At 70.0% G+C, this 20,896-nt stretch carries 15 protein-coding genes; 10 read left to right on the forward strand and 5 right to left on the reverse strand.

Annotated features, from left to right (window positions below):
- Nucleotides 1–45: 45 nt before the first annotated feature.
- Nucleotides 46–1,371, reverse strand: a complete 1,326-nt coding sequence (locus OG878_RS37040) for an endo-1,4-beta-xylanase (protein WP_328891507.1) — start codon at nt 1,369–1,371, stop codon at nt 46–48.
- A gap of 1,074 nt (nt 1,372–2,445) precedes the next feature.
- On the opposite strand from OG878_RS37040, the gene OG878_RS37045 reads away from it, so the two are divergent.
- The 5 genes from OG878_RS37045 to OG878_RS37065 all read left to right on the forward strand — a co-directional run bounded on the left by OG878_RS37045 (nt 2,446) and on the right by OG878_RS37065 (nt 7,177).
- Nucleotides 2,446–3,216 (forward strand): ABC transporter substrate-binding protein, encoded by a 771-nt coding sequence (locus OG878_RS37045; protein ID WP_328890824.1) that lies wholly within the window; start codon nt 2,446–2,448, stop codon nt 3,214–3,216.
- 28 nt (nt 3,217–3,244) lie between these two features.
- Nucleotides 3,245–4,198 carry an amino acid ABC transporter permease gene (locus tag OG878_RS37050; protein WP_328891508.1) on the forward strand — a complete coding sequence of 318 codons (954 nt, stop codon included), beginning with the start codon at nt 3,245–3,247 and terminating at the stop codon, nt 4,196–4,198.
- Between the two features lie 17 nt (nt 4,199–4,215).
- Nucleotides 4,216–4,968: an amino acid ABC transporter ATP-binding protein gene (locus tag OG878_RS37055; RefSeq protein WP_328890825.1), complete on the forward strand. Its 753-nt coding sequence runs from the start codon at nt 4,216–4,218 to the stop codon at nt 4,966–4,968.
- On the forward strand, nt 4,965–6,194 hold the full coding sequence (locus tag OG878_RS37060; protein ID WP_328890826.1) for a M20/M25/M40 family metallo-hydrolase: 1,230 nt from the start codon (nt 4,965–4,967) through the stop codon (nt 6,192–6,194). The genes OG878_RS37055 and OG878_RS37060 overlap by 4 nt, the downstream gene beginning before the upstream one ends.
- A 77-nt stretch (nt 6,195–6,271) precedes the next feature.
- Entirely contained in the window at nt 6,272–7,177 is a 906-nt protein-coding gene (locus OG878_RS37065) for a MurR/RpiR family transcriptional regulator (RefSeq protein WP_328890827.1), read from the forward strand.
- A 27-nt stretch (nt 7,178–7,204) separates the two neighbouring features.
- Here OG878_RS37065 and OG878_RS37070 read toward each other — a convergent pair whose 3' ends face one another.
- On the reverse strand, nt 7,205–7,858 hold the full coding sequence (locus OG878_RS37070; RefSeq protein ID WP_328890828.1) for a class I SAM-dependent DNA methyltransferase: 654 nt from the start codon (nt 7,856–7,858) through the stop codon (nt 7,205–7,207).
- Between the two features lie 366 nt (nt 7,859–8,224).
- Between OG878_RS37070 and OG878_RS37075 the strand changes: the two genes are divergently transcribed.
- A complete protein-coding gene (locus tag OG878_RS37075) occupies nt 8,225–8,860 on the forward strand; it encodes a LysE/ArgO family amino acid transporter (protein ID WP_328890829.1) in 636 nt (211 codons plus the stop codon).
- A 60-nt stretch (nt 8,861–8,920) separates the two neighbouring features.
- On the opposite strand, the gene OG878_RS37080 is transcribed toward OG878_RS37075, so the two are convergent.
- Nucleotides 8,921–10,795: a serine hydrolase gene (locus OG878_RS37080; protein WP_328890830.1), complete on the reverse strand. Its 1,875-nt coding sequence runs from the start codon at nt 10,793–10,795 to the stop codon at nt 8,921–8,923.
- 182 nt (nt 10,796–10,977) lie between these two features.
- Between OG878_RS37080 and OG878_RS37085 the strand changes: the two genes are divergently transcribed.
- Both OG878_RS37085 and OG878_RS37090 read left to right on the forward strand, forming a co-directional pair.
- Nucleotides 10,978–12,087, forward strand: a complete 1,110-nt coding sequence (locus OG878_RS37085; RefSeq protein WP_328890831.1) for an NAD(P)H-dependent flavin oxidoreductase — start codon at nt 10,978–10,980, stop codon at nt 12,085–12,087.
- The gene (locus OG878_RS37090; RefSeq protein ID WP_328890832.1) at nt 12,084–13,634 is read left to right on the forward strand and encodes an acyl-CoA synthetase; all 1,551 of its coding nucleotides are present in this window, start codon (nt 12,084–12,086) and stop codon (nt 13,632–13,634) included. The genes OG878_RS37085 and OG878_RS37090 overlap by 4 nt, the downstream gene beginning before the upstream one ends.
- Nucleotides 13,635–13,682: 48 nt before the next feature.
- Here the strand turns inward: OG878_RS37090 and OG878_RS37095 are convergent, their stop codons facing one another.
- Complete coding sequence (locus OG878_RS37095) at nt 13,683–16,094, reverse strand: penicillin acylase family protein (protein WP_328890833.1); 2,412 nt, start codon at nt 16,092–16,094, stop codon at nt 13,683–13,685.
- A gap of 151 nt (nt 16,095–16,245) precedes the next feature.
- On the opposite strand from OG878_RS37095, the gene OG878_RS37100 reads away from it, so the two are divergent.
- Nucleotides 16,246–17,745 (forward strand): acyl-CoA synthetase, encoded by a 1,500-nt coding sequence (locus tag OG878_RS37100; protein ID WP_328890834.1) that lies wholly within the window; start codon nt 16,246–16,248, stop codon nt 17,743–17,745.
- A 128-nt stretch (nt 17,746–17,873) separates the two neighbouring features.
- Here OG878_RS37100 and paaK read toward each other — a convergent pair whose 3' ends face one another.
- Nucleotides 17,874–19,163: a phenylacetate--CoA ligase PaaK gene (paaK, locus tag OG878_RS37105; RefSeq protein WP_328890835.1), complete on the reverse strand. Its 1,290-nt coding sequence runs from the start codon at nt 19,161–19,163 to the stop codon at nt 17,874–17,876.
- A 188-nt stretch (nt 19,164–19,351) separates the two neighbouring features.
- Between paaK and OG878_RS37110 the strand changes: the two genes are divergently transcribed.
- Complete coding sequence (locus OG878_RS37110) at nt 19,352–20,875, forward strand: alpha/beta fold hydrolase (RefSeq protein ID WP_328890836.1); 1,524 nt, start codon at nt 19,352–19,354, stop codon at nt 20,873–20,875.
- The last annotated feature ends 21 nt before the right edge of the window (nt 20,876–20,896 follow it).

Genomic DNA, 20,896 nt, shown 5'->3' on the forward strand with positions numbered 1-20,896 from the left:
CGATCGGGTGATCGCCGCGCCCCGCTCGTCATCGACGAACGTGGTTCAGGAGGCGGTGCAGGCGCCGACGGAAGGCGTCGCCGAGCTGCCGTTCGCCGTGACGGTGAACCCGAAGGTCGTGGATGCACCTGCAGCCAGGCTGCCGTTGTACGTCGGCTTCACGGTCATCACGTTGCCGCTGGAGTCCCAGCTGGGAGTGCCGTTCCAGGTCGCCGAGACCTTCTGCGGCGAGCTCAGCGTCACCGGCACCGACCAGCTGCTGATCGCGGAGCCGCCGGCCTTCACCGTCACCTGGCCGTTGTAACCGCCGTTCCAGGAGGCGGTGGTGGTGTAGGTGGCCGTGCAGGTGGCACCGCCCGTGCCGCCGCCGGGCGGTGTGGTGCCACCGTCGCTGGTACCACCGAGCGCCGCGAGCACCGCGTCGTAGGCGGGCTTCTTGTTGTAGTTGCTGTCGAACAGCAGCGGGGTGCCGCCGCTGCGCCACGAGTACTTGTCGGGGATGCCCCACACGGTGATGCCGGTGCAACGTGAGACGGCGAGACAGGCCTTGACCACGTTGCTGTAGTTGGTGGCCTGGGCCGAACCCGAGCCCTCGATGTCCAGCTCGGTGATCTGCACGTCGACGCCGAGGTCGGCGAAGCGCTGCAGATTGGCCTGGTAGTCGCTGGGGACGGGGGAGTTGCTGTTGAAGTGCGACTGGAAGCCCACGCAGTCGATCGGCACGCCGCGCTGCTTGAAGTCCTTCACCATGTTGTAGACCGCGTTGCTCTTCGCGTTCTGGCCATCGGTGTTGTAGTCGTTGTAACAGAGCTTGGCGCCCGAATCGGCGGCGCGAGCGGTGCGGAACGCCTCCTCGATGAATCCGTCGCCGAGCTTGTCCTGGAACGGCGAACTGCGCCGGGCGCCGCTGCCGCCGTCCTGGTACGCCTCGTTGACCACGTCCCAGGCGTAGATCTTGCCCTTGTAGTGCGTCATGACCTGGGTGATGTGGTTGTTCATCGCCGTGCGCAGGTCGGCCGCGGCGAGGCCGCCGACCCAGCCGGGGAGCTGGGAGTGCCAGACCAGCGTGTGCCCACGGACCTTCATGCCCTTGCCCTGGGCATGGCTGACGATCTGGTCGGCGGCGGAGTAGTTGAACGAGTTGCGGGTGCCTTCGACGGCGTCCCACTTCATCTCGTTCTCCGGCGTCGCCGCATTGAACTCGGTGTCCAGCGTGGAGGCGTACTGCGCCTCACCGAGGTGGTTCGCGGCCACCGCCGTGCCGAAGTATCTGCCCTTGGCGGCGGCCGAGGCTCCGAGCGTGCCGGCGGCGTCCGCGGTACCGGCGAGCGAGAGGACGCCGGCGGCGGCCAGGACGCCGGCCGATCCCATGACGAGTGCCTTGCGGAACCGGGCAGTTGCACGGTCATGGAACCGGGGGCGTACGGATACGCCGTTGCGGGGGGAATTGTCGATCACTTGTCAACCTCTACTTCCGATTGCCGGACGGAATGAACGGGCCACCCGGACACAGGTGGGCGGACCGCTCCGGGCTGTGCGTCCCACCTCGGGGCATGCCGACGAAACGCGTTTCTCCGGTGGGGAGTTGATCGGTGAAGCAAGGGAGCGAGGGAGAGTATGCGCCGGATGGTGGTCGGCGTCAACGGAGTGTTTCCGAAACATTTCGAAGCAGTTAAGTGTGCGGGGCGTTCTTCATGGTGCTCTGACCTGCAGATATTCGGTCCCTGCGGTGATGGTCAGGGCCTCTGCTTGGAATAGTGCATGCAGGTACATCCGATGGTTACGAAAGTCTTCCGAAATGAGAGGTGTGATCCGGGCGGTGAAGGCGCTGTGGTCTGTGGATCTCTCCGGTCAACCGTGACGCAGTCCGGGACATTGTGTGTCTTTCGGTGAATTGCGGCCCGATCTCGGCACGAAAGCGGGCCTTGATGGAGTCGAAATATTTCGAGATCGATAGGGCTCGATCGAATCGAAAGCTGCTCCGGGTCCGTGACCGAGGCGGGAAGGTCTTCAGTAATGCTCGTTTCGTGGCGGCGCAAAAGCCCGAGATCTGAAATGCGGGGAGCTTGGAGTGCGCGCTGGCGTGGCAGCTCGAGCCCTACTTCGGGTGCTGTCAGGTGGCCGCTGGGCGCCTGATGTGCCCGTTACCGAGATGTAACGAGCGTTACAGTAGAGCGAATCAACGAGTGATGTGTAACGTGCGGGAAGTTCGTCGGCGGTGAACCAACCGCACGGCGGTTCCGCGAGAAGGGGTCCGTGTTGCACACTCACCCATGCCGCCGCACAGTTGCGGCCGCTGCACTGTTGATCACAACGGCCACGGCGCTGTCCGGCTGCGGAGGCGACCCCGGTGCCGGTGGCCCCGCTGCTCCCGCGGCCGACGTCACCGTTGCCGGTGTACACATCCACCGTGATGCGAAGCTCCATGCGGCCCTTCCTGCCGCCGTGAGATCCGCAGCTGTGGTCAGGGTGGCCACGGACGTCCCGTATGCCCCGTTCGTGATGTTCGTGGCCGAGGGCAAGCCCGAGTTGACCGGCCTCGACTACGACCTGGGGCAGGCGCTGGGAGCCAAGCTGGGGGTGCGATTCGCCTTCACCGCGCAGAAGTTCGACGGCATCGTGCCGGCGATTCAGGCCGGCAGGTTCGACGCGGTGATGTCGGCCATGACCGACACCGAGGAGCGTCAGCAGGTCCTGGACTTCGTCGACTACTCCGTGTCCGGTTCGGGCATCCTCGTCGCCAAGGGGAACCCGGATCACATCACCCGACTCGACGATCTGTGCGGCAAGCAGGTGGGTGCGGAGGCCGCCACCCATCAGTTGGACGTACTCAAGGCCCATCAGACCGCATGCACGGACGCCGGCAGGAAGCCCGTCTCCATCCAGACGTTCCCGAAGGACTCGGATGCGCAACTGGCCCTGCGGTCGCGGAAAGTCGTAGCCGATCTGTTGACCAAACCCGCAGCAGGCTGGACCGCCAAGACCGCCGACGGCGGACGGGCCTTCGAAGTCGTCGATGACCCCGAGGCGGCCGGCGGCTACGAGGCCACCCCCAACGGGATCGGCGTCACCAAACGCCTGCCCGGCCTCACCGGCGCGATCCAGAAGGCCGTGCAGGCGCTCATCGACGACGGGACGCTCCGCAAGATCTGCGCCAAGTACGGTGTCGCGTCCATCGCGGTGCAGGAAGCCACCAAGAACGCGGCGGTGTCCTGACATGACAGCCACGACCCCCGCCGGGACCATGAAGAGCCCGCCCGCACCGGCCGCGCCCGCACCGGACACCCTCACCGCCGTGCCGGTCCGTCACTGGGGCCGCTGGATTGCTGCAGCGGCAGCCGCCACCGCCCTTGTCGGGCTCATCGGCTCCCTGGCCGGCAACAGGAATCTGCACTGGGACATCGTCGGGCGCTACGTCTTCGCCGACCTCGTGTTCAGCGGGCTGGTCACGACTCTGTGGCTGACTGCGGCCGCCATGGCGATCGGGCTCGGACTCGGTGTCCTCGTAGCGGTGATGCGGCTGTCGTCCAACCCCGTCCTCCGCGCTCTGGGCACCGCATTCGTCTGGATCTTTCGCTCCACACCCCTGCTGGTACAGATCATCTTCTGGGGATACGCGGGAGCGCTCTACCAACACGTGCTGATCGGCGTCCCGTTCACCCACATCACCTTCCTGCGGGCCGACACCAACGCCCTGCTCACCCCCACGGTCGCCGCGCTGCTGGCGCTGGGGCTGAACGAGGCGGCGTACGCGAGCGAGATCGTCCGTGCCGGGATCCAGTCCGTCGACCCGGGCCAGACGGAGGCAGCGCACTCGCTCGGCATGCGTCCCTCGCTCACCACCCGGCGCATCGTGCTGCCCCAGGCCATGCGGGTCATCATCCCGCCACTGGGCAACGAGACCATCAACATGCTGAAGATGACCGCACTGGTGTCCGTGATCTCCGCCCACGACCTGATGTCCAACATCCAGGACGTGTACGCGCAGAACTACCAGGTCATCCCCATGCTCGTGGTCGCCTCCATCTGGTACCTGATCCTCGTCACGGCACTGAGCCTGCCGCAGTCCTGGCTGGAGCGCCGGTACGGGCGCGGCCTGGCCCCCTCCGCTGCCGCCGGACCGCTGCAGCGCCTCGTCGCCGGGGCCCGGCTGAGCCTGTCCCGTACCGCCCCCGCCGCGACCGGCCCGAAGGGATGACCCCTGTGGAGACACCGATGGTGCACGCCGTGGGCGTGCGCAAACACTTCGGGAAGGTCGCCGTGCTCCAGGGCATCGACCTGACCGTGGAACGTGGCCAGGTCTGCTGCCTGCTTGGTCCTTCCGGTTCCGGGAAGTCCACGTTCCTGCGCTGCATCAACCACCTGGAGAAGCTCGACGGGGGCAGTCTCTCGGTCGACGGTGCGCCGGTGGGCTATCGGCAGCAGGGCAACCGGCTGTACGAGCTGAAGGAGCGCGAGATCGCCCGCAGTCGCCGCGACATCGGGATGGTGTTCCAGCGGTTCAATCTCTTCCCGCACATGACCGCGGAACAGAACGTCATGGAGGCGCCCATGAAGGTCGCCGGCGTCGCCAGGCACGAGGCCCGCGCGGACGCCCGGCGCCTGCTGGACCGCGTCGGCCTCGCGGATCGGGCCGACCGTTACCCGGCTCAGCTGTCCGGCGGTCAGCAGCAGCGTGTCGCCATCGCACGGGCCCTGGCGATGAAGCCCAAACTCATGCTCTTCGACGAACCGACGTCCGCCCTCGATCCCGAGCTGGTCGGGGAAGTACTGGACGTCATGCGACAACTGGCCTCGGAAGGAATGACGATGGTGGTCGTCACCCACGAAATCGGGTTCGCCCGCGAAGTCGCGGACACGGCCGTCTTCATGGACGGCGGCGTAGTGGTCGAAGCGGGCGCCCCGCTGCGGGTACTCGGCGACCCCCAGCAGGAACGCACCCGCACTTTCCTGTCTAAGGTCCTGTGAGCGCCCCCGCACGGGCCCGGGGCACGGCGGCACGCACCGCGGCCCTGCTGCTCCCGGACGCCGTCGCCCTGCACGACCGCTATCTGTCGGACCTGCAGCACCTCGTCTCGATCGACTCCGGCTCGTACAGCCCCGACGGGGTCAACAGGGTGGCTGCATGGACCGTGCAGCGACTGACCTCCCTTGGCTTCGCCGTCGAGCGGAAAGCCGTCACCGCCGAGGGCAGCGACAACCGGTTCGGCGACGTGGTGGTGGGAAGGCTGCGCGGCCGGCTGCCTGTGGAGCGCGGTGGCCGGCGCATCCTGCTCGCGGGGCACATGGACACGGTGTTCGACGACGGGACCGCGGCGGACCGGCCTTTCGGTCTGAACGGCCCACTCGCGCACGGCCCCGGAGTCAGCGACGACAAGGGCGGGCTCCTGGCCGGGCTGACCGCAGTGGAACTGCTGCTGCACCGGCGGATGCTGGACTTCGCGGAGATCGTCTTCCTCGCCACCCCCGACGAGGAGATCGGCTCACCGGCCAGCCGCCCGGTGACCGCTGCACTTACCGATGGCATCCATTACGCGCTGGGGCTGGAGTGTGCCCGGGAGAACGGCGACCTCGTCGTCGCCCGTAAGGGCGTGGCGGACTTCGTGATCACGGTGACGGGAAGGGCCGCGCACGCCGGAATCGAACCGGAGCGCGGAGCGAACGCCGCACTGGCCGCCGCGCATCTGCTCATCGACTGTCAGAAGATGAACGGGCGTTGGGGAGACGTCACCGTCAACGTGGGCATGGTCAGAGCGGGCAGCCGCATCAACATCGTCTGCCCCGAGGCGGAGCTCCACGTAGAGGTCCGGTCATCGACCGAAGCCGGCATCCAGCACGCCCGAACGGCCATCGAGACAGCCGCCGCGCATCTCCGCGTACCCGGCACCACCGCCACCGTGCGGCGGACCGAAACATGTCCGGCGATGGAGGACACCCCGGCTGCCCGCGCGATGCTCGCCCACGCCGTGGAGGCCGGCAGGGAACTCGCGGTCGAACTGGGCGCCGCGGCGACCGGGGGCGTAGGAGACGCCAACACCATCGCCGGAGCCGGTGTCCCCACCCTGGACGGGCTCGGCCCGGTCGGCGGCGGCGACCATGGCCCGGACGAGTGGCTGGACGTCACGACCGTGCCATCGCGCGTGGCCCTGCTGGCCGCCCTGATCGCGGCGCTCGGGTCCGCGGGCGGCAGCTGACCGGCCCCGGCATGACCCGTCGACGACGAGGGCCGGGCCCCGCGTAATCTGAACCCTTTGGAAAGGTGGCCCGGCCCATGTCCTCACTCGCCGAAGAGATCCGGCACCGCATCGGTGACCTCAGCCCCGCCGAACGCAAGGTGGCGCGGGTGCTCCTCGCGGGCTATCCGTCGGCAGGTTTCGAGACGGTGGCCACGCTCGCCGAACGGGCCGGGGTGAGCGCCCCCACGGTGATCCGCTTCGTCAACAGACTCGGCTACAAAGGGTTCCCCGACTTCCAGGCGGCGCTGCGCGAGGAACTCGACGAACGCAGCGCCTCGCCGCTGGAGCTGTACAGCACGCGCGGCTACGGCACTGCTTCGACACGACCGCAGGACGAGGACGGGGCCGGATCCGGACGAGCCGAAGGGGGCCAGGACGTGTTCAGCGCCGAGGTCGCCCGTACCCTGCGCGAACTGCCTCCGCACGACGTGGAGGTGGCCGTGGCTCTGCTCTGCCACCCCAAACGCCGGATCGTGCTGGTCGGCGGCCGCTTCACCCACCTGCTGGCGCAGTATCTGGGCCTGCATCTCATGCAGCTGCGGGGTGACGTGATGGTTCTGCCCGACCGGGACGTCGAGCGGACCGCGGTGCTCGCGGGGCTGGGCAGGCAGGACGTCCTCGTGGTGTTCGACTACCGCCGCTACGAACCGGACAAGGTCGTCATCACCGAGATGGCCAGGCAGTGCGGCAGCAAGATCGTGCTGTTCACCGATGCCTGGCTCTCGCCGGTGACCAATCTCGCCGACGTCGTCCTGCCCAGCCGGGTGGCCGCGCCGTCGCCGTACGACAGCATGGTGCCGACGCTGGCCACGGTCGAGACGGTCCTCGCAGGCGTACTGGGACGGCTCGGCGAACAGGGACGTGTCCACCTGGAGCACAGCGAGGACGTCGCCCGCCGTGCCGGGATCCAGCCCACCGACCGGGCGCCGGACGTTCCGTAACCGTCGGGTCCGGTCCCGGCCCGCCGGCTACGGGTTCGCCGGCCTCCGGGCCATGAGGCAGGCCTGAGGGCCGGCCTCGTTCGTGCCCGCCTCGCGTACGAGCCGGGCGTCGACGACCAGCCCGGCCCGGTTCAGCAGCTCCGCCACCCGCGCGGGTTCCAGCCAGTAGACATCGAGCGCCAGGGGATGTCCGTACGCGTGCTCCAGGTGCCGGATCTCGTCACCGGCCTTGAAGGCGAGCAGTAGATGGCCGCCAGGGGCCAGTACCCGGTGGAACTCGGCGAACACCTCCGGCAGCAGCTCCGGCGGGGTGTGGATGATGGAGTACCAGGCGACGATGCCACCGAGGCTGCCGTCGGCCAGATCCAGGGCATTCATCGAACCCACATCGAACCGCAGGTCCGGGTAGGTCCGGCGGGCCACCGCGACCATCTGCGGCGACAGGTCGATGCCACGGGCGGTCAGGCCCATGGACCGAAGGTGCCCCGTCACCCGTCCGGGGCCGCAACCGATATCGGCAACGGGTCCGGCATCGGCGGCCCGTACGAGCTCGACGAACGCGGCGAGCATCGCCCGGTCCAGCGGCTTCTGCCCGAGCTCCGTCCTCAGGAGCTCTGCGTAGTCCTCGGCGACGGTGTCGTAGGACGCCCTGGTGGTGCGTACGTAGGTGGGTTCGGTCATGAGCGACGAGCGTACTGACTGGTGCGCGTCGCATGACAGGCGGCGGGACCTTCGCGCAGGCACAGGGCGGGTCCGTACCCAACGGGGCTCCTCTCACCGGCAGTTGGTCCGCATCATCGCAGGCCGGAACGACCGCAGGCTTCCGCGACCCGCGCGAGCGCGATGCCGCCGGCCCCGGCCCGCGAACGGGTCGGTCCGAGCGGCCGCCACCGGCTGCGCTCGAATTGCCTTGCCCGCGCACCCCCGGTGCCCCCACCATCTGCTCATGAACTCGATCAACGCCTCCATGCCGCTGTCCCCTGCCACCCGACCGGCGCGGCTCCAGCAGCAGCCCGGCAGGCCGCGGAGGCCAGCGCTTCTGCCCGCATGACCGCCGCCCTGGTCGCGGGGCTCCTGGCCGGCTTCGGTATCGCCATGCCGATCGGGGCCGTCGGGGCCTATCTGGTGACCCTCACGGCACGGACGTCCCTGAGGACCGGTTCTGCAGCCGCGCTCGGCGTGGCGACGGCGGACGGCCTCTACGCGCTGATCGCGGTCGTCGGAGGTGCGTCGCTCGCACATGTCATCGAACCCGTCGCGCTGCCCCTGCGCTGGGCCTCCGCGCTGGTGCTCGTCGCGCTGGCGGCCCGGGGCGGAGTCACGGCCGTCGGCCAGTACCGCGCGCGGCATGCGGAGCGCCGGACCGACGCGACCCCCCTCGGCCCCACACGGGCCTACCTGGGGCTGCTCGGGATGACGATGCTGAACCCCGCCACCGTGATCTACTTTGCGGCGCTCGTGCTCGGCAGCCGGACGGCCGACGCGGATCCGGACCACATGGCGCAGTCGGTGTTCGTCCTCGCCGCTTTCGCCGCATCGGCCGGCTGGCAGCTTCTGCTCGCAGGCGGGGGAGCGCTGCTCGGCCGGATGCTGATCAGCAGCCGCGGGCGGCTCGTCACCGCACTGGCGTCCTCCGCCCTGATCACCGGGCTCGCCGTCCATCTGCTCGTCACGGCGTCCTGACCGTGCAGCGCTCCGCCGAACCGGCTGCTGCCGGCCGGTCGCACCGGCCGGCAGCAGCGCTCAGTCCGCGGAAACCGTCCACCCGTTGGCCTCGATGCGCCCGGCGTCGCCGGACCTGCTGTCGTCGAAGACCGCGCGGCCGTCGTCCTCGACCCGGATGCCGTCCACGTACGCCCCGCGCCCGACATACAGCTGGTCGGTGGTGTACCGCCACCGCAGCCGTATCTCCGTGTCCCGCCAGGAGGCAAGGTCCGCGTCCAGCCGGTGCCAGACCCGGCCGGACCAGCCCGTGACGGAGCCCGCCGGATGCGGTTCGGGCTCCGGCCGGTGCTGCCCGGCCGTCGTCGGTACGGTGGTGAACGGCACGGGCTGCCAGGTCGCCCCGGCGTCCGACGAGGCCTCCAGGAACAGGAAGTCGGAGCCCGGCTCGGTGTCCCACCACAGGGCACAGCTCAGCGCGGCGCGCGACGACACCGGACGCAGCGCAGGCAGTGTGAGCGTGGCGGAGGCGGCGCTCGCCATGCCGGAGAACCAGGCGGTACGGCCCCGGGCCGGGCGCACCGCCACCGCTCGCGCCAGCTGGTTCGCGGTGGCGACCCGCGGTGCACTGCCGGAACGCCAATTGCGCACCGGGTGGACCGAGTTGCCCAGCACGATCAGGAACGAGTCGGTCGTCGGATCGAGGACCAGGCTCGTGCCCGTGAAACCGGTGTGGCCCGCGGTGCGCGGGGTGGCCATCGCTCCCATGTACCAGTGCTGGTAGAGCTCGAAGCCGAGCCCGTGCGCATCCCCCGGGAACGCGGTGTTGAAGTCGGTGAACAGGAGGTCCACCGACTCGTCGGAGAGGATCCGCGCGTGCCCGTACGCGCCGCCGTTGAGCAGCGTTCGGGCGAGGATCGCCAGGTCCCAGGCGCAGGAGAAGACCCCGGCGTGGCCCGCCACGCCGTCCAGGCTGTAGGCGTTCTCGTCGTGCACCTCGCCCCAGACGAGGCCGCGGTTCAGGCCGGACCACGGCAGCCGGGAGTCCTCCGTCGCCGCGATCTTCGGCTTCCAGGCCGCGGGCGGGTTGTAGCGAGTGCGGTGCATGCCGAGTGGAGCGGTGATCTCCTCACGGAGCAGGACATCCTCGGTGCGGCCGGTGATCTTCTCCAGGACCAGCTGCAACGAGATCAGATTGAGGTCGGAGTAGAGATAGACGGTGCCGGGCGGATTGGCCGGGACTTCCTTCCACAGCAGCCCCAGCTTCCCCTCCCGCGTCGGCTCCTTGTAGAGCGGGATCCAGGCGCGGAAACCCGAGGTGTGCGTCAGCAGCTGACGGATCGTGATGTCCTGCTTGCCGCCACCCGCGAAGTCGGGCAGATACGAGGCGACTTTCGCCTCCAGCTCCAGCGTCCCGCGCTCGATCTGCTGCACGGCCAGGATCGAGGTGAACAGCTTCGACACCGACGCCAGGTCGAAGACCGTGTCCTCGGCCATCGCGATCTGCTGGTCCGCGGGGAACTCCACCCCGGTGTCGGTCTTCTCGTCGTATGCCGCGTACCGCACGGCCTTGCCGATCGGCCGGTGCAGCGCCACTGTGCCGCCGCGTCCGGCGAGCAGCACCGCGCCCGCGTACCACGGGTGTTTGGGGGAGGCGGCCAGGAACTTCTCGGCATCGGTGACCAGTTGGTCCAGTGGGCCCTGCAGGAGCCCGGCGCGGGCGGCGGAGCCGCGGCGCAGCGTCGGCCGCCCGTGTGCTCCGGGCGCCCCCGGGGAATCGGCCCCGGCCGGTCCCGTGCCCGATGTCCCTGCTCCCGACGATCCCGTCCCCGACTCCATGGCCGACGCCGCCTCCGCGAACGGAATCGGCGCCAGTGCCAGCGCGCCGCCCAGTGCCAGCATCCCGCCGCTCAGCCTGCGGCGGCTGATCCCTCTGCCGGTCGCGTCCTCGGTCATCCGGAACCCCTTCCTCGCGGGTGAAAGTTACTTTCGTCATCCAGTCCTGCGATGAAACTTCCTGCCGCGGCAGAGATTACTGTCACGCCTGCCGTCGCGGAGGCCCCTGGCGTCACAAAGAATCTGACACGGCATCAGAAAATCTCTTCCTTCGTATGTCCGACTGCGGCATCCTGCCGCCCATGGAGACGGAGCTGAGCAAGAAACTGGGAGTCGAGCACGCCATCTTCGGTTTCACGCCGTTCCCGGCGGTGGCCGCGGCCATCACCCGGGCCGGCGGGTTCGGCGTACTCGGCGCGGTCCGTTACACCGCCCCCGACGACCTCGCGCGCGACCTCGACTGGATGCAGGAGCACACCGACGGAAAGCCGTACGGTCTCGATGTCGTCATGCCCGCCAGAAAGGTGGAGGGGGTGACCGAGGCCGATGTCGAGGCGATGATCCCGGCCGGACACCGCCAGTTCGTCCAGGACACCCTCGCCAAGCACGGCGTCCCCGAACTCGCCGAGGGCGAGGCCTCCGGATGGCGGATCACCGGGTGGATGGAGGAGGTCGCCCGCAGCCAGCTCGATGTCGCCTTCGAATACCCCATCAAGCTGCTGGCCAACGCCCTCGGTTCGCCACCCGCCGACGTCGTGCAACGCGCCCATGACGGGGATGTTCTTGTCGCCGCACTGGCCGGAAGCGCCAGACACGCCCGGCACCACGCCGACGCGGGCATCGACATCGTCGTCGCCCAGGGGTACGAAGCGGGCGGCCACACCGGGGAGATCGCCTCCATGGTGCTCGTCCCCGACGTCGTCGACGCCGTGGGGCCGCTCCCCGTTCTCGCCGCCGGCGGCATCGGCAGCGGGGAGCAGATCGCCGCCGGACTCGCGCTCGGCGCCCAGGGCGTCTGGCTCGGCTCGCTCTGGCTGACCACCGAGGAGGCCGACCTCCACTCCCGCGCGCTGACCCGCAAACTCCTTGCCGCTGGCTCCGGTGACACCGTCCGCTCCCGCGCCCTCACCGGCAAACCCGCACGCCAGCTCCGTACCGAATGGACCGATGCCTGGGACGACCCGTCGGGGCCCGGCACGCTCCCCATGCCGCTCCAGGGGCTGCTGGTCGCCGAGGCCGTCTCCCGCATCCAGAAGTACGAGACGGGCGCACTGCTCGGCACCCCCGTCGGGCAGATCGTCGGCAGGATGAACACCGAACGCAGCGTGCAGGCCGTCTTCGACGACCTGACAAGCGGCTTCGAACGCGCCGTGGACCGGATCAACCGCATCGCCGGACGGAGCGTCGAATGAACCAGCCGCCGAACGGTTTCTGGGCCCAGGCCACCGCCGACCCCGACCGTAAGGTCCTCGTCGCGCCCGACGGGGACACCTGGACGGCGGGACGGCTGCACGCCGCGGCCAACCGTCTGGTCCACGGGCTGCGCGCCGCCGGGCTCCGGCAGGGCGACGCGTTCGCGGTCGTCCTCCCCAACGGCGTCGAATTCTTCACCGCCTACCTGGCCGCCTCCCAGGCCGGCTTCTACCTCGTCCCCGTCAACCACCATCTCGTCGGCCCCGAGATCGCCTGGATCGTCTCCGACTCCGGCTCCAAGGTGCTGATCGCGCACGAGCGGTTCGCCGACGCGGCGACGGCCGCGGCCGACGAGGCGGAGCTGCCCGCGAGCCATCGGTACGCCGTCGGCGCGGTCGACGGCTTCCGGCCGTACACCGAACTGCTCGACGGGCAGCCGGACACCCCGCCCGAGGACCGCACGCTCGGCTGGGTCATGAACTACACCTCGGGCACCACCGGCCGCCCGCGCGGCATCCGCCGCCCGCTGCCCGGCAGGCTCCCGGAGGAGAGCCATCTCGGCGGCTTCCTCGGCATCTTCGGCATCCGACCGTTCGACGACAACGTCCATCTGGTCTGCTCGCCGCTCTACCACACCGCCGTGCTCCAGTTCGCGGGCGCCGCCCTGCACATCGGGCACCCCCTGGTGGTGATGGACAAGTGGACTCCGCAAGAGATGCTGCGGGTCATCGACGCCCACCGATGCACGCACACGCACATGGTCCCCACCCAGTTCCACCGCCTGCTGGCCCTGCCCGACGAGGTGAAGGAGCGATACGACGTCAGCTCGATGCGGCATGCCATCCATGGCGCGGCCCCCTGTCCCGACCACGTCAAGCGCGCCATGATCGACTGGTGGGGGCAGTGCGTCGAGGAGTACTACGCGGCCAGCGAGGGCGGCGGGGCGTTCGCCACCGCCGAGGACTGGCTGAAGAGACCCGGAACCGTCGGGAAGGCCTGGCCGATCAGCGAACTCGCCATCTTCGACGACGAAGGCATCCGCCTCCCGCCGGGCGAACTGGGCACCGTGTACATGAAGATGAGCACCGGCGGCTTCAGCTACCACAAGGACGAGACGAAGACGAAGAAGAACCGCATCGGTGACTTCTTCACCGTCGGCGACCTGGGCATCCTCGACGAGGACGGCTTCCTCTTCCTCCGTGACCGAAAGATCGACATGATCATCTCGGGCGGGGTGAACATCTACCCCGCCGAGATCGAGGCCGCCCTCCTCACCCACCCCGCGGTCGCCGACGCCGCCGTCTTCGGCATTCCGCACACCGACTGGGGCGAGGAGGTCAAGGCCGTCGTCGAACCGGCCGAGGGGCACGAGCCGGGCGACGGCCTCGCCGCCCGGATCCTCGCCCACTGCGCAGGGCTGCTCGCCGGATACAAACGGCCCAGGAGCATCGGCTTCATCCAGGCGATGCCGCGTGACCCCAACGGCAAGCTGTACAAGCGGCGGCTGCGCGAGCCGTACTGGGAGAGCCACCATCGGCCCCTGTGACCGGCCGGACCGGTACCCCGCCTCGGGCGGACGGGGTACCGGCGCGGACTACCGGTGTTCGTGCACCCGCACCACCCGCAGCGCCGGCGAGCGCGCGATGTCCTTCTCGCAGAACCGGGACGTCACCCAGCGCTCACCCGAGTACAGCTCGGTCTGGTCGCTGAAATGCGATGACGTGGGGTTCGAGGACTGGGAGTATGTCAGCAGCGTACGGGCCACCGGGCATTTGGACCCGTCCCAGCCGACCGCCTGGATATAGCTGGAGCCGGCCGAGACCTCTGTGTAGCCGCCGCCCGCCGCGTCCCACACCGGCTCCGTCTTGTTCCAGATGCCGAGGGACTCCGTACCGCCGCCGACCGGGATGCGCTTCCCGTTCCGAACGACCCCCTGGTACGCACCCAGCGGTGCGTCCAGGGCGATGCCGGCCGCCCGCAGTTCGGCGACCGCATCGGCGAGCGCCGTGAGGACGCCCGGCGCCGAGGTGTCGAGTGTGTTCGGGGTACGGACCGGGTCCGCGGGGGAGAACGGCACCTTCCACAGCTGGGCTGCGGGCACCGCCGTGGCCCTGCGCCAGAACCGGTCGAAGAGCAGCGCACCCCGGCTGCCGGTGTCGACCTTCCGGTCCCAGCGTGCCAGTACACCGCACGCCGCCGACACGTCGACCGCAGTCCCGGTACTGCCGACGGCGTGTCCGCCGGGCAACGCGGCGCAGGCGCGCGCGAGGTCGGCCGCGGCCAGGTCTCCGGCCGGGGCGCGGTCCGCGTACTGCTGGTCCTGCAGGTCGCCGACGGTCAGCCGGCCCTTCGCCGCCATCGCCGACACATCCTCGATCGCGCCGCGGGTCCGCATCGAGCGCGGTGTCGCGACCGTACCGAAGACCCGCTCGAAGCCGCTCAGCGGCGCGGCGGCGTTGGTCAGCCAGGCGCTGTCGTTGGAGTTCTCGACGTACGGCGCGTCCTTGACGGTCGGCATCCGGCCAGGCCCGAAGATGCCGGGCTGCACAGCGTCCGGGTCCGAACCCAGCGCACAGTCGCTCTTCGACCCGTCCAGCACCGCGAGCCCCGACGACGGGTACGTCGCCCGGCCGAGCGGGGTGGAGCACCGCTGCGCGAGCTCGTCCGTGATCCTCGGCAGCACCTGCGACTGGGAGAAGAACGAATGCCCCGACGAGTCGGCGGCGATGGTGTTCACCCACGGCAGGCCCTGGGTACGGCGCAGCGCGGCCTGGATGTCCGCGGTGCTGCGCGCCCTGCTGAACCCGAGTCCGGTGTCCGAGGACCGCAGATTCGTGGCGTTCGGGTCGTTGAGCGCGTACGCGGTCGTCGCCGTCCAGGGCAGCGGCAGCCCGGCACCGAGCGAGGTGACGACCGGCCCGTACCGGGTCCACCACTGGGCGCGGGTCACCGCGGGACCGCCCTTCACCGCCACCGAGACGGTCCGCTTCACCATCCGCTCCGGCTTGCCGTCCACCAGGTACACGGTCGGATCCGCCGGATCGAGGGTCAGCTGATGCAGATTCAGGGTGACACCGGTGGCGACCGTGTGGCTCCACGCGATGTCCGAGTTGTGCCCGATCGACACCGTCGCCGAGCCGAGCAGCGAACCGCCCGCCACGTTCAGCTCGCCGGGGATGGTCTGCTGCGACTGCCAGAACCGCCGCCCGCCCTGCCAGGGATAGTGCGGATTGCCGAGCAGCAGGCCACGCCCGTTCGCCGTCGTACTGCCCCGGAACGCGACCGCGTTGGAGCCCATGTCCGCGTTCTGCGTGGACAGCAGCTGCTGTGCCGCGTGCGCCGCTTCGCTAGGCGGCACACCGGGCGAGGCCGATGTGCCGGTGGGCGGCTGCGCCGCTGTGATGCCGTCGATACCGCGGCCCTGACCGCCCAGCACGGAGAGCGCGAAGGCGCGCGTCGCGACATCAACGGTTGTCACCGGTCGCACCCAGTCGGCGCCCCGGCAGGCCGGATCCGTGATCCGGTTCTGGGCCAGCCACGCGTTGTACCCGGCCGCCCAGCCGCGCTCCAGCTCCTTCACTTCATGGCTCTGCCCCATGGGGGCAGGCACCTTCAGCAGCTTCTCCACGGTGCCGCTGTCACGTATCCCGCGGAAGTAGAGATCGCTGGAGAGATTCTTCGTCGCGGAGGACAGCGAGCCGTCCGGCGCCGCGTCCGGACCGAAGTACCTGGAACGGTCGCCGCGCAGCGTCACGAAGCCGTCGGCGAGCGTGCACACCTGGTCGGCAGCCTGCGCCCAGCCGTTGCCGAAGCCGAGGTTCGCATAGTCCCTGGCCACGATGTGCGGGATGCCGAATTCGGTGTAGCGGATCACGGCGGACAGACCGCCGCCCGACGGATGCCGGGGGTGCGACGCCCCGGCCGCGGCCGAGGGCAGGGACGCCGATACGGTGAGCAGCGCGAGACCGGATACCGCGAGAAGTCTCAGACGGTTTCGGAGGGGCAACGGTCCTCCCAACTGTGCGGGTGCGAAAGGCGGTTGCTCGGACGTCCCGAGACACCACGCGCAACTCAGCCAGCACCCGCGTACCCCTGTCAACAGCGAGGCCGGTATCCGGACCCTTGACCACCGGGCCCCGGCCGCCCAGGATCACGCCATGACAGGTGTACGCAGCTCCACAGTCGACGGTGTCGTGACGCGCAGCGCCCGGCGCACCCCCGAGCGCACCGCCGTGCGGTACGCCGACCGGTCCTGGTCCTACCGGGAGCTCGACACGGCCGTCGGCACCGCGGCCGCCGTCCTCGTCGCCGAACACGGCCTGCGCCCCGGCGACCGGGTCGCCTCCTACGCGCACAACTCCGACGCGTACCTGATCGCCTACCTCGCCTGCGCCCGCGCCGGTCTCGTCCATGTGCCGGTCAATCAGAATCTCACCGGCGACGACCTGACGTACATCCTCCAGCAGTCCGGCAGCGCCCTCGTCCTCACCGACCCGGACCTTGCCGACCGCATCCCGGACGGGTTCGCCGTGCGTCCGCTGCGCGACGCACCGCAGTCCCTCCTCGGCGAACTCGCAACCCCGCGCCCCTTCACGCCCGAGCGCGAACCCGCTGCCGGGGACCTGGTGCAGCTGCTGTACACCTCGGGCACCACCGCGCTGCCCAAGGGCGCGATGATGACGCACGGCGCCCTCGTCCACGAATACGTCAGCGCCGTCACCGCCCTCGATCTGCGCCCCACCGACCGGCCTGTCCACTCGCTGCCGCTCTACCACTCCGCGCAGATGCATGTGTTCCTGCTGCCCTACCTCGCGGTCGGCGCGGAGAACACCATCCTCGACGCGCCCGACGCGGGCCGGATCTTCGACCTCGTCGAGGCCGGGCAGGCGGACAGCCTGTTCGCGCCGCCGACCGTCTGGATCGGCCTGGCCAACCACCCGGAGTTCGCCACCCGCGACCTCGGCGGACTGCGCAAGGCGTACTACGGCGCGTCGATCATGCCGGTCCCGGTGCTGGAGCGCCTGCGCGAGCGGCTGCCCGCGCTCGCCTTCTACAACTGCTTCGGGCAGAGCGAGATCGGACCACTCGCCACCGTCCTCGGTCCCGACGAGCACGAGGGCCGGATGGACTCCTGCGGCCGGCCGGTGCTCTTCGTCGAGGCACGGGTCGTCGACGAGAACGGCAAGGAGGTGCCGGACGGGACTTCGGGCGAAGTCGTCTACCGCTCCCCGCAGCTCTGCGAGGGCTACTGGGACAAGCCGGAAGAGACCGCCGAGGCGTTCCGCGACGGCTGGTTCCACTCCGGCGATCTCGCGGTCCGTGACCCGGAGGGCTTCTTCACCGTCGTCGACCGGGTGAAGGACGTCATCAACTCCGGCGGCGTCCTCGTCGCCTCCCGACAGGTCGAGGACGCCCTCTACACCCACCCGTCCGTCGCCGAGACCGCTGTCGTGGGGCTGCCCGACGAGCGCTGGATCGAGGCGGTCACCGCCGTCGTGGTGCTGCGTGAGGCCGCGACCGAGCAGCAGCTGCTCGACCATGTACGGGAAAGGCTTGCCCACTTCAAGGCGCCGAAGAAGATCCTCTTCGTGGACGAGCTGCCGCGCAACGCCAGCGGGAAGATCCTCAAGCGAGAGCTACGGGACCGGTTCGCCTGAGATCTCTCCCGCAGGTCGTTCTCCGGATCAGGGAAAGGGCCGACGGGGTGGGCCGCCGGGCGGTGCAACAGTCCGGCGGCCAGGAAGCCCCATGACCGGAGCGAGAGCCGCGGATCCCCGGCCGGCACTCAGCGTTCGCCGCGGTCGTCCACGATCCGCCTGAACTTGCCGACCGACCGCTCCAGCGTCTCCGGGTCCACGATCTCGACGCCCACCGAAACCCCTATCCCGTCCTTGACGGCGGCGGCGATCGCGAGCGCGGCGGCCGCGCGCTGGTCCGGCGTCGACTCCGCGCGTGCCTCGGCCCGCACCGTCAGCGCGTCCAGCCGTCCCTCGCGGGTCAGCCGGAGCTGGAAGTGCGGCGCCACCCCCGGCGTACGCAGCACGATCTCCTCGATCTGTGTCGGGAAGAGATTCACCCCGCGCAGGATCACCAGGTCGTCGCTGCGCCCGGTGACCTTCTCCATCCGCCGGAACACCCGGGCCGTGCCGGGCAGCAGCCGGGTCAGATCCCGGGTCCGGTAACGGATCACGGGCATGGCCTCCTTGGTGAGCGAGGTGAAGACGAGCTCACCCTCCTCACCGTCCGGCAGTACCTCACCGGTCAGCGGATCGACGACCTCCGGGTAGAAGTGGTCCTCCCAGATGTGCAGCCCGTCCTTCGTCTCGACGCACTCCTGGGCGACACCCGGGCCGATCACCTCCGACAGCCCGTAGATGTCGACCGCGTCGATCGCGAACCGCTCCTCGATCTCCCGGCGCATCTCCTGCGTCCACGGCTCGGCACCGAAGATCCCGGCCTTCAGCGATGTCGTACGCGGATCGATGCCCTGGCGCTCGAACTCGTCGAGCAGAGTGAGCATGTACGACGGAGTGATCATGATGATGTCGGGCCGGAAGTCCTGGATCAGCTGTACCTGGCGGGCGGTCATGCCGCCCGACGCGGGAATGACCGTGCAGCCGAGCCGTTCCGCGCCGTAGTGCGCCCCGAGGCCGCCGGTGAACAGTCCGTACCCGTACGCCACATGGACCTTCTGGCCCGGGCGGCCGCCGGCGGCCCGGATCGAGCGGGCGACCACATCCGCCCAGGTGTCCAGGTCCGCCTGGGTGTAACCGACGACGGTGGGGCGGCCCGTCGTCCCGCTGGACGCATGGATGCGCCGCACCTGGTCCTCGGGTACCGCGAACATGCCGAACGGGTAGTTGTCCCGCAGGTCGGCCTTGGTCGTGAACGGGAATCGGGCCAGGTCGGCGAGCGTACGGCAGTCGTCCGGGTGCAGCCCCGCAGCATCGAACGCCGCACGGTAGAAGCCGACATGGTCGTAGGCATGGTGCAGGGTGGCGCGCAGCCGCTCCAGCTGCAGCGCCTCCAGCTCCTTGCGGCTGAGCCGTTCCGCCGCGTCCAGCAGAGCCGTCATCCCGATCTCCCTCGTCCCGAGCGGACGACCGATCATTCGGTCGATTCCTGTGGGAGCAGTAATTCAGGATGATCCACGGCCTGGCAAGGGGCGCGACGCAATCGCGCGTCCCACCTCGTCCAGCAGCGCGGATACGCTCACACCGAACACCGCTGCAACCCGGTGCGGGCCCTGTTTGTATGGCGTGCATGCCGATTTTCCACGCATACGACGGGACCGAACTCGCCTATCGACTCCATGGCCGGGGCGAGCCGCTGATCTGCGTCCCGGGAGGGCCGATGCGGGCCGCTTCCTACCTCGGTGACCTGGGCGGACTCTCCGACCACCGGCAGTTGGTACTGCTCGATCCGCGGGGTACCGGCGGCTCCGCGGTGCCCGACGACCCCGCGACGTACCGCTGCGAGCGCCTCGTCGACGACATCGAGGCGCTGCGCGCACACCTGGGCCTGGAGAGCATCGATCTGCTGGGCCACTCCGCCTCCGCCGACCTCGCCGCACTTTATGCCGCCCGGCACCCGCAGCGGCTGCGTTCGCTCACGCTCGTCTCTCCGGCCACCCGGGCCGTCGGGGTGGAGACGACCGACCAGGACCGGCGCGGCGCCTTCGCGCTGCGCAGCGGCGAACCCTGGTACGCCGCCGCAGCCGCCGCGCTCGAGGAGATCCGGGCCGGGCGCGGCGGGCGCGAGCAGTGGGCGGCGATCGAGCCGTTCGCCTACGGCCGGTGGGACGCCGCCGCACAGGCGCACGCTGCCGCGGCTCCGGCTCAGCGGAACGCCGCGGCAGCGGCCGTCTTCCACCGGGACAGCGCCTTCGGCACGGCGGCCACGGTGACCGCGCTGCGCAGTCTGGCGGTGCCGGTGCTGGTCCTCGCGGGGGAGTACGACGCGGGACCGACCCCGGACCGCGCCGCCGAACTGGCCGCGCTGTTCCCGCAGGGCGAATTCGTCGTGCAGCGCGGTGGCGCCCACTACCCGTGGCTCGACGACCCCGGCGCGTTCACGCGCACCGTCCGCGCGTTCCTCGATCCCGAGGTGCACAGCGTGCAGGCCGGCGGCATACGGCTCGCGTACCGCGTCTGGGGCGACCCGTCCGCGCCGCCCGTCGTCCTCGCCCATGGGCGCGGCGGCGACAGCCGTACCTGGACATGGATCGCCGGACGACTCGCCGCCGACCACCGGGTGTACGCACTCGACTTCCGTGGCCACGGCCTCAGCGACTGGCCCGGCCGGTACTCCTTCGAGCTGTTCCGCGACGATCTGCACGCGTTCATGGAGGCCCGCAATCTGTCCGGCGCCACCGTCGTCGGACATTCGCTGGGCGGCGCCGCCGCATGTCTGCTGGCCGAGCAGGAACCCGGGCTGATCGGCAGACTCGTCATCGAGGAGGCCCCGCCGCTCATCCCGCTCGACCCCCCGCGCGGGCCCGCCGAACGTCCGGACGGGGAGCTCGACTTCGACTGGCCGGTCGTCCCGTCGATCGACGCCCAGCTCAACGACCCCGACCCGGCGGCCCGCGAGCGTCTCGGCGAGATCACCGCTCCGACCCTGGTCATCGGCGGAGGCCACAGCAGCCAGATCGCACAGGACCAGCTCGCCTCGATGGCGGAGCGCATTCCCGACTGCCGGTTCGTCACCATCGAGGCGGGACATCTCGTCCACACCGCCCGACCGGAGGAATTCCTCTCGGCCCTGCGGTCGTTCGGCATGGACTGAGACATCAGCAGGGCCAGGGCC

This window comes from Streptomyces sp. NBC_00316 (genome assembly GCF_036158715.1).
In the GTDB taxonomy this organism is placed as follows: domain Bacteria; phylum Actinomycetota; class Actinomycetes; order Streptomycetales; family Streptomycetaceae; genus Streptomyces.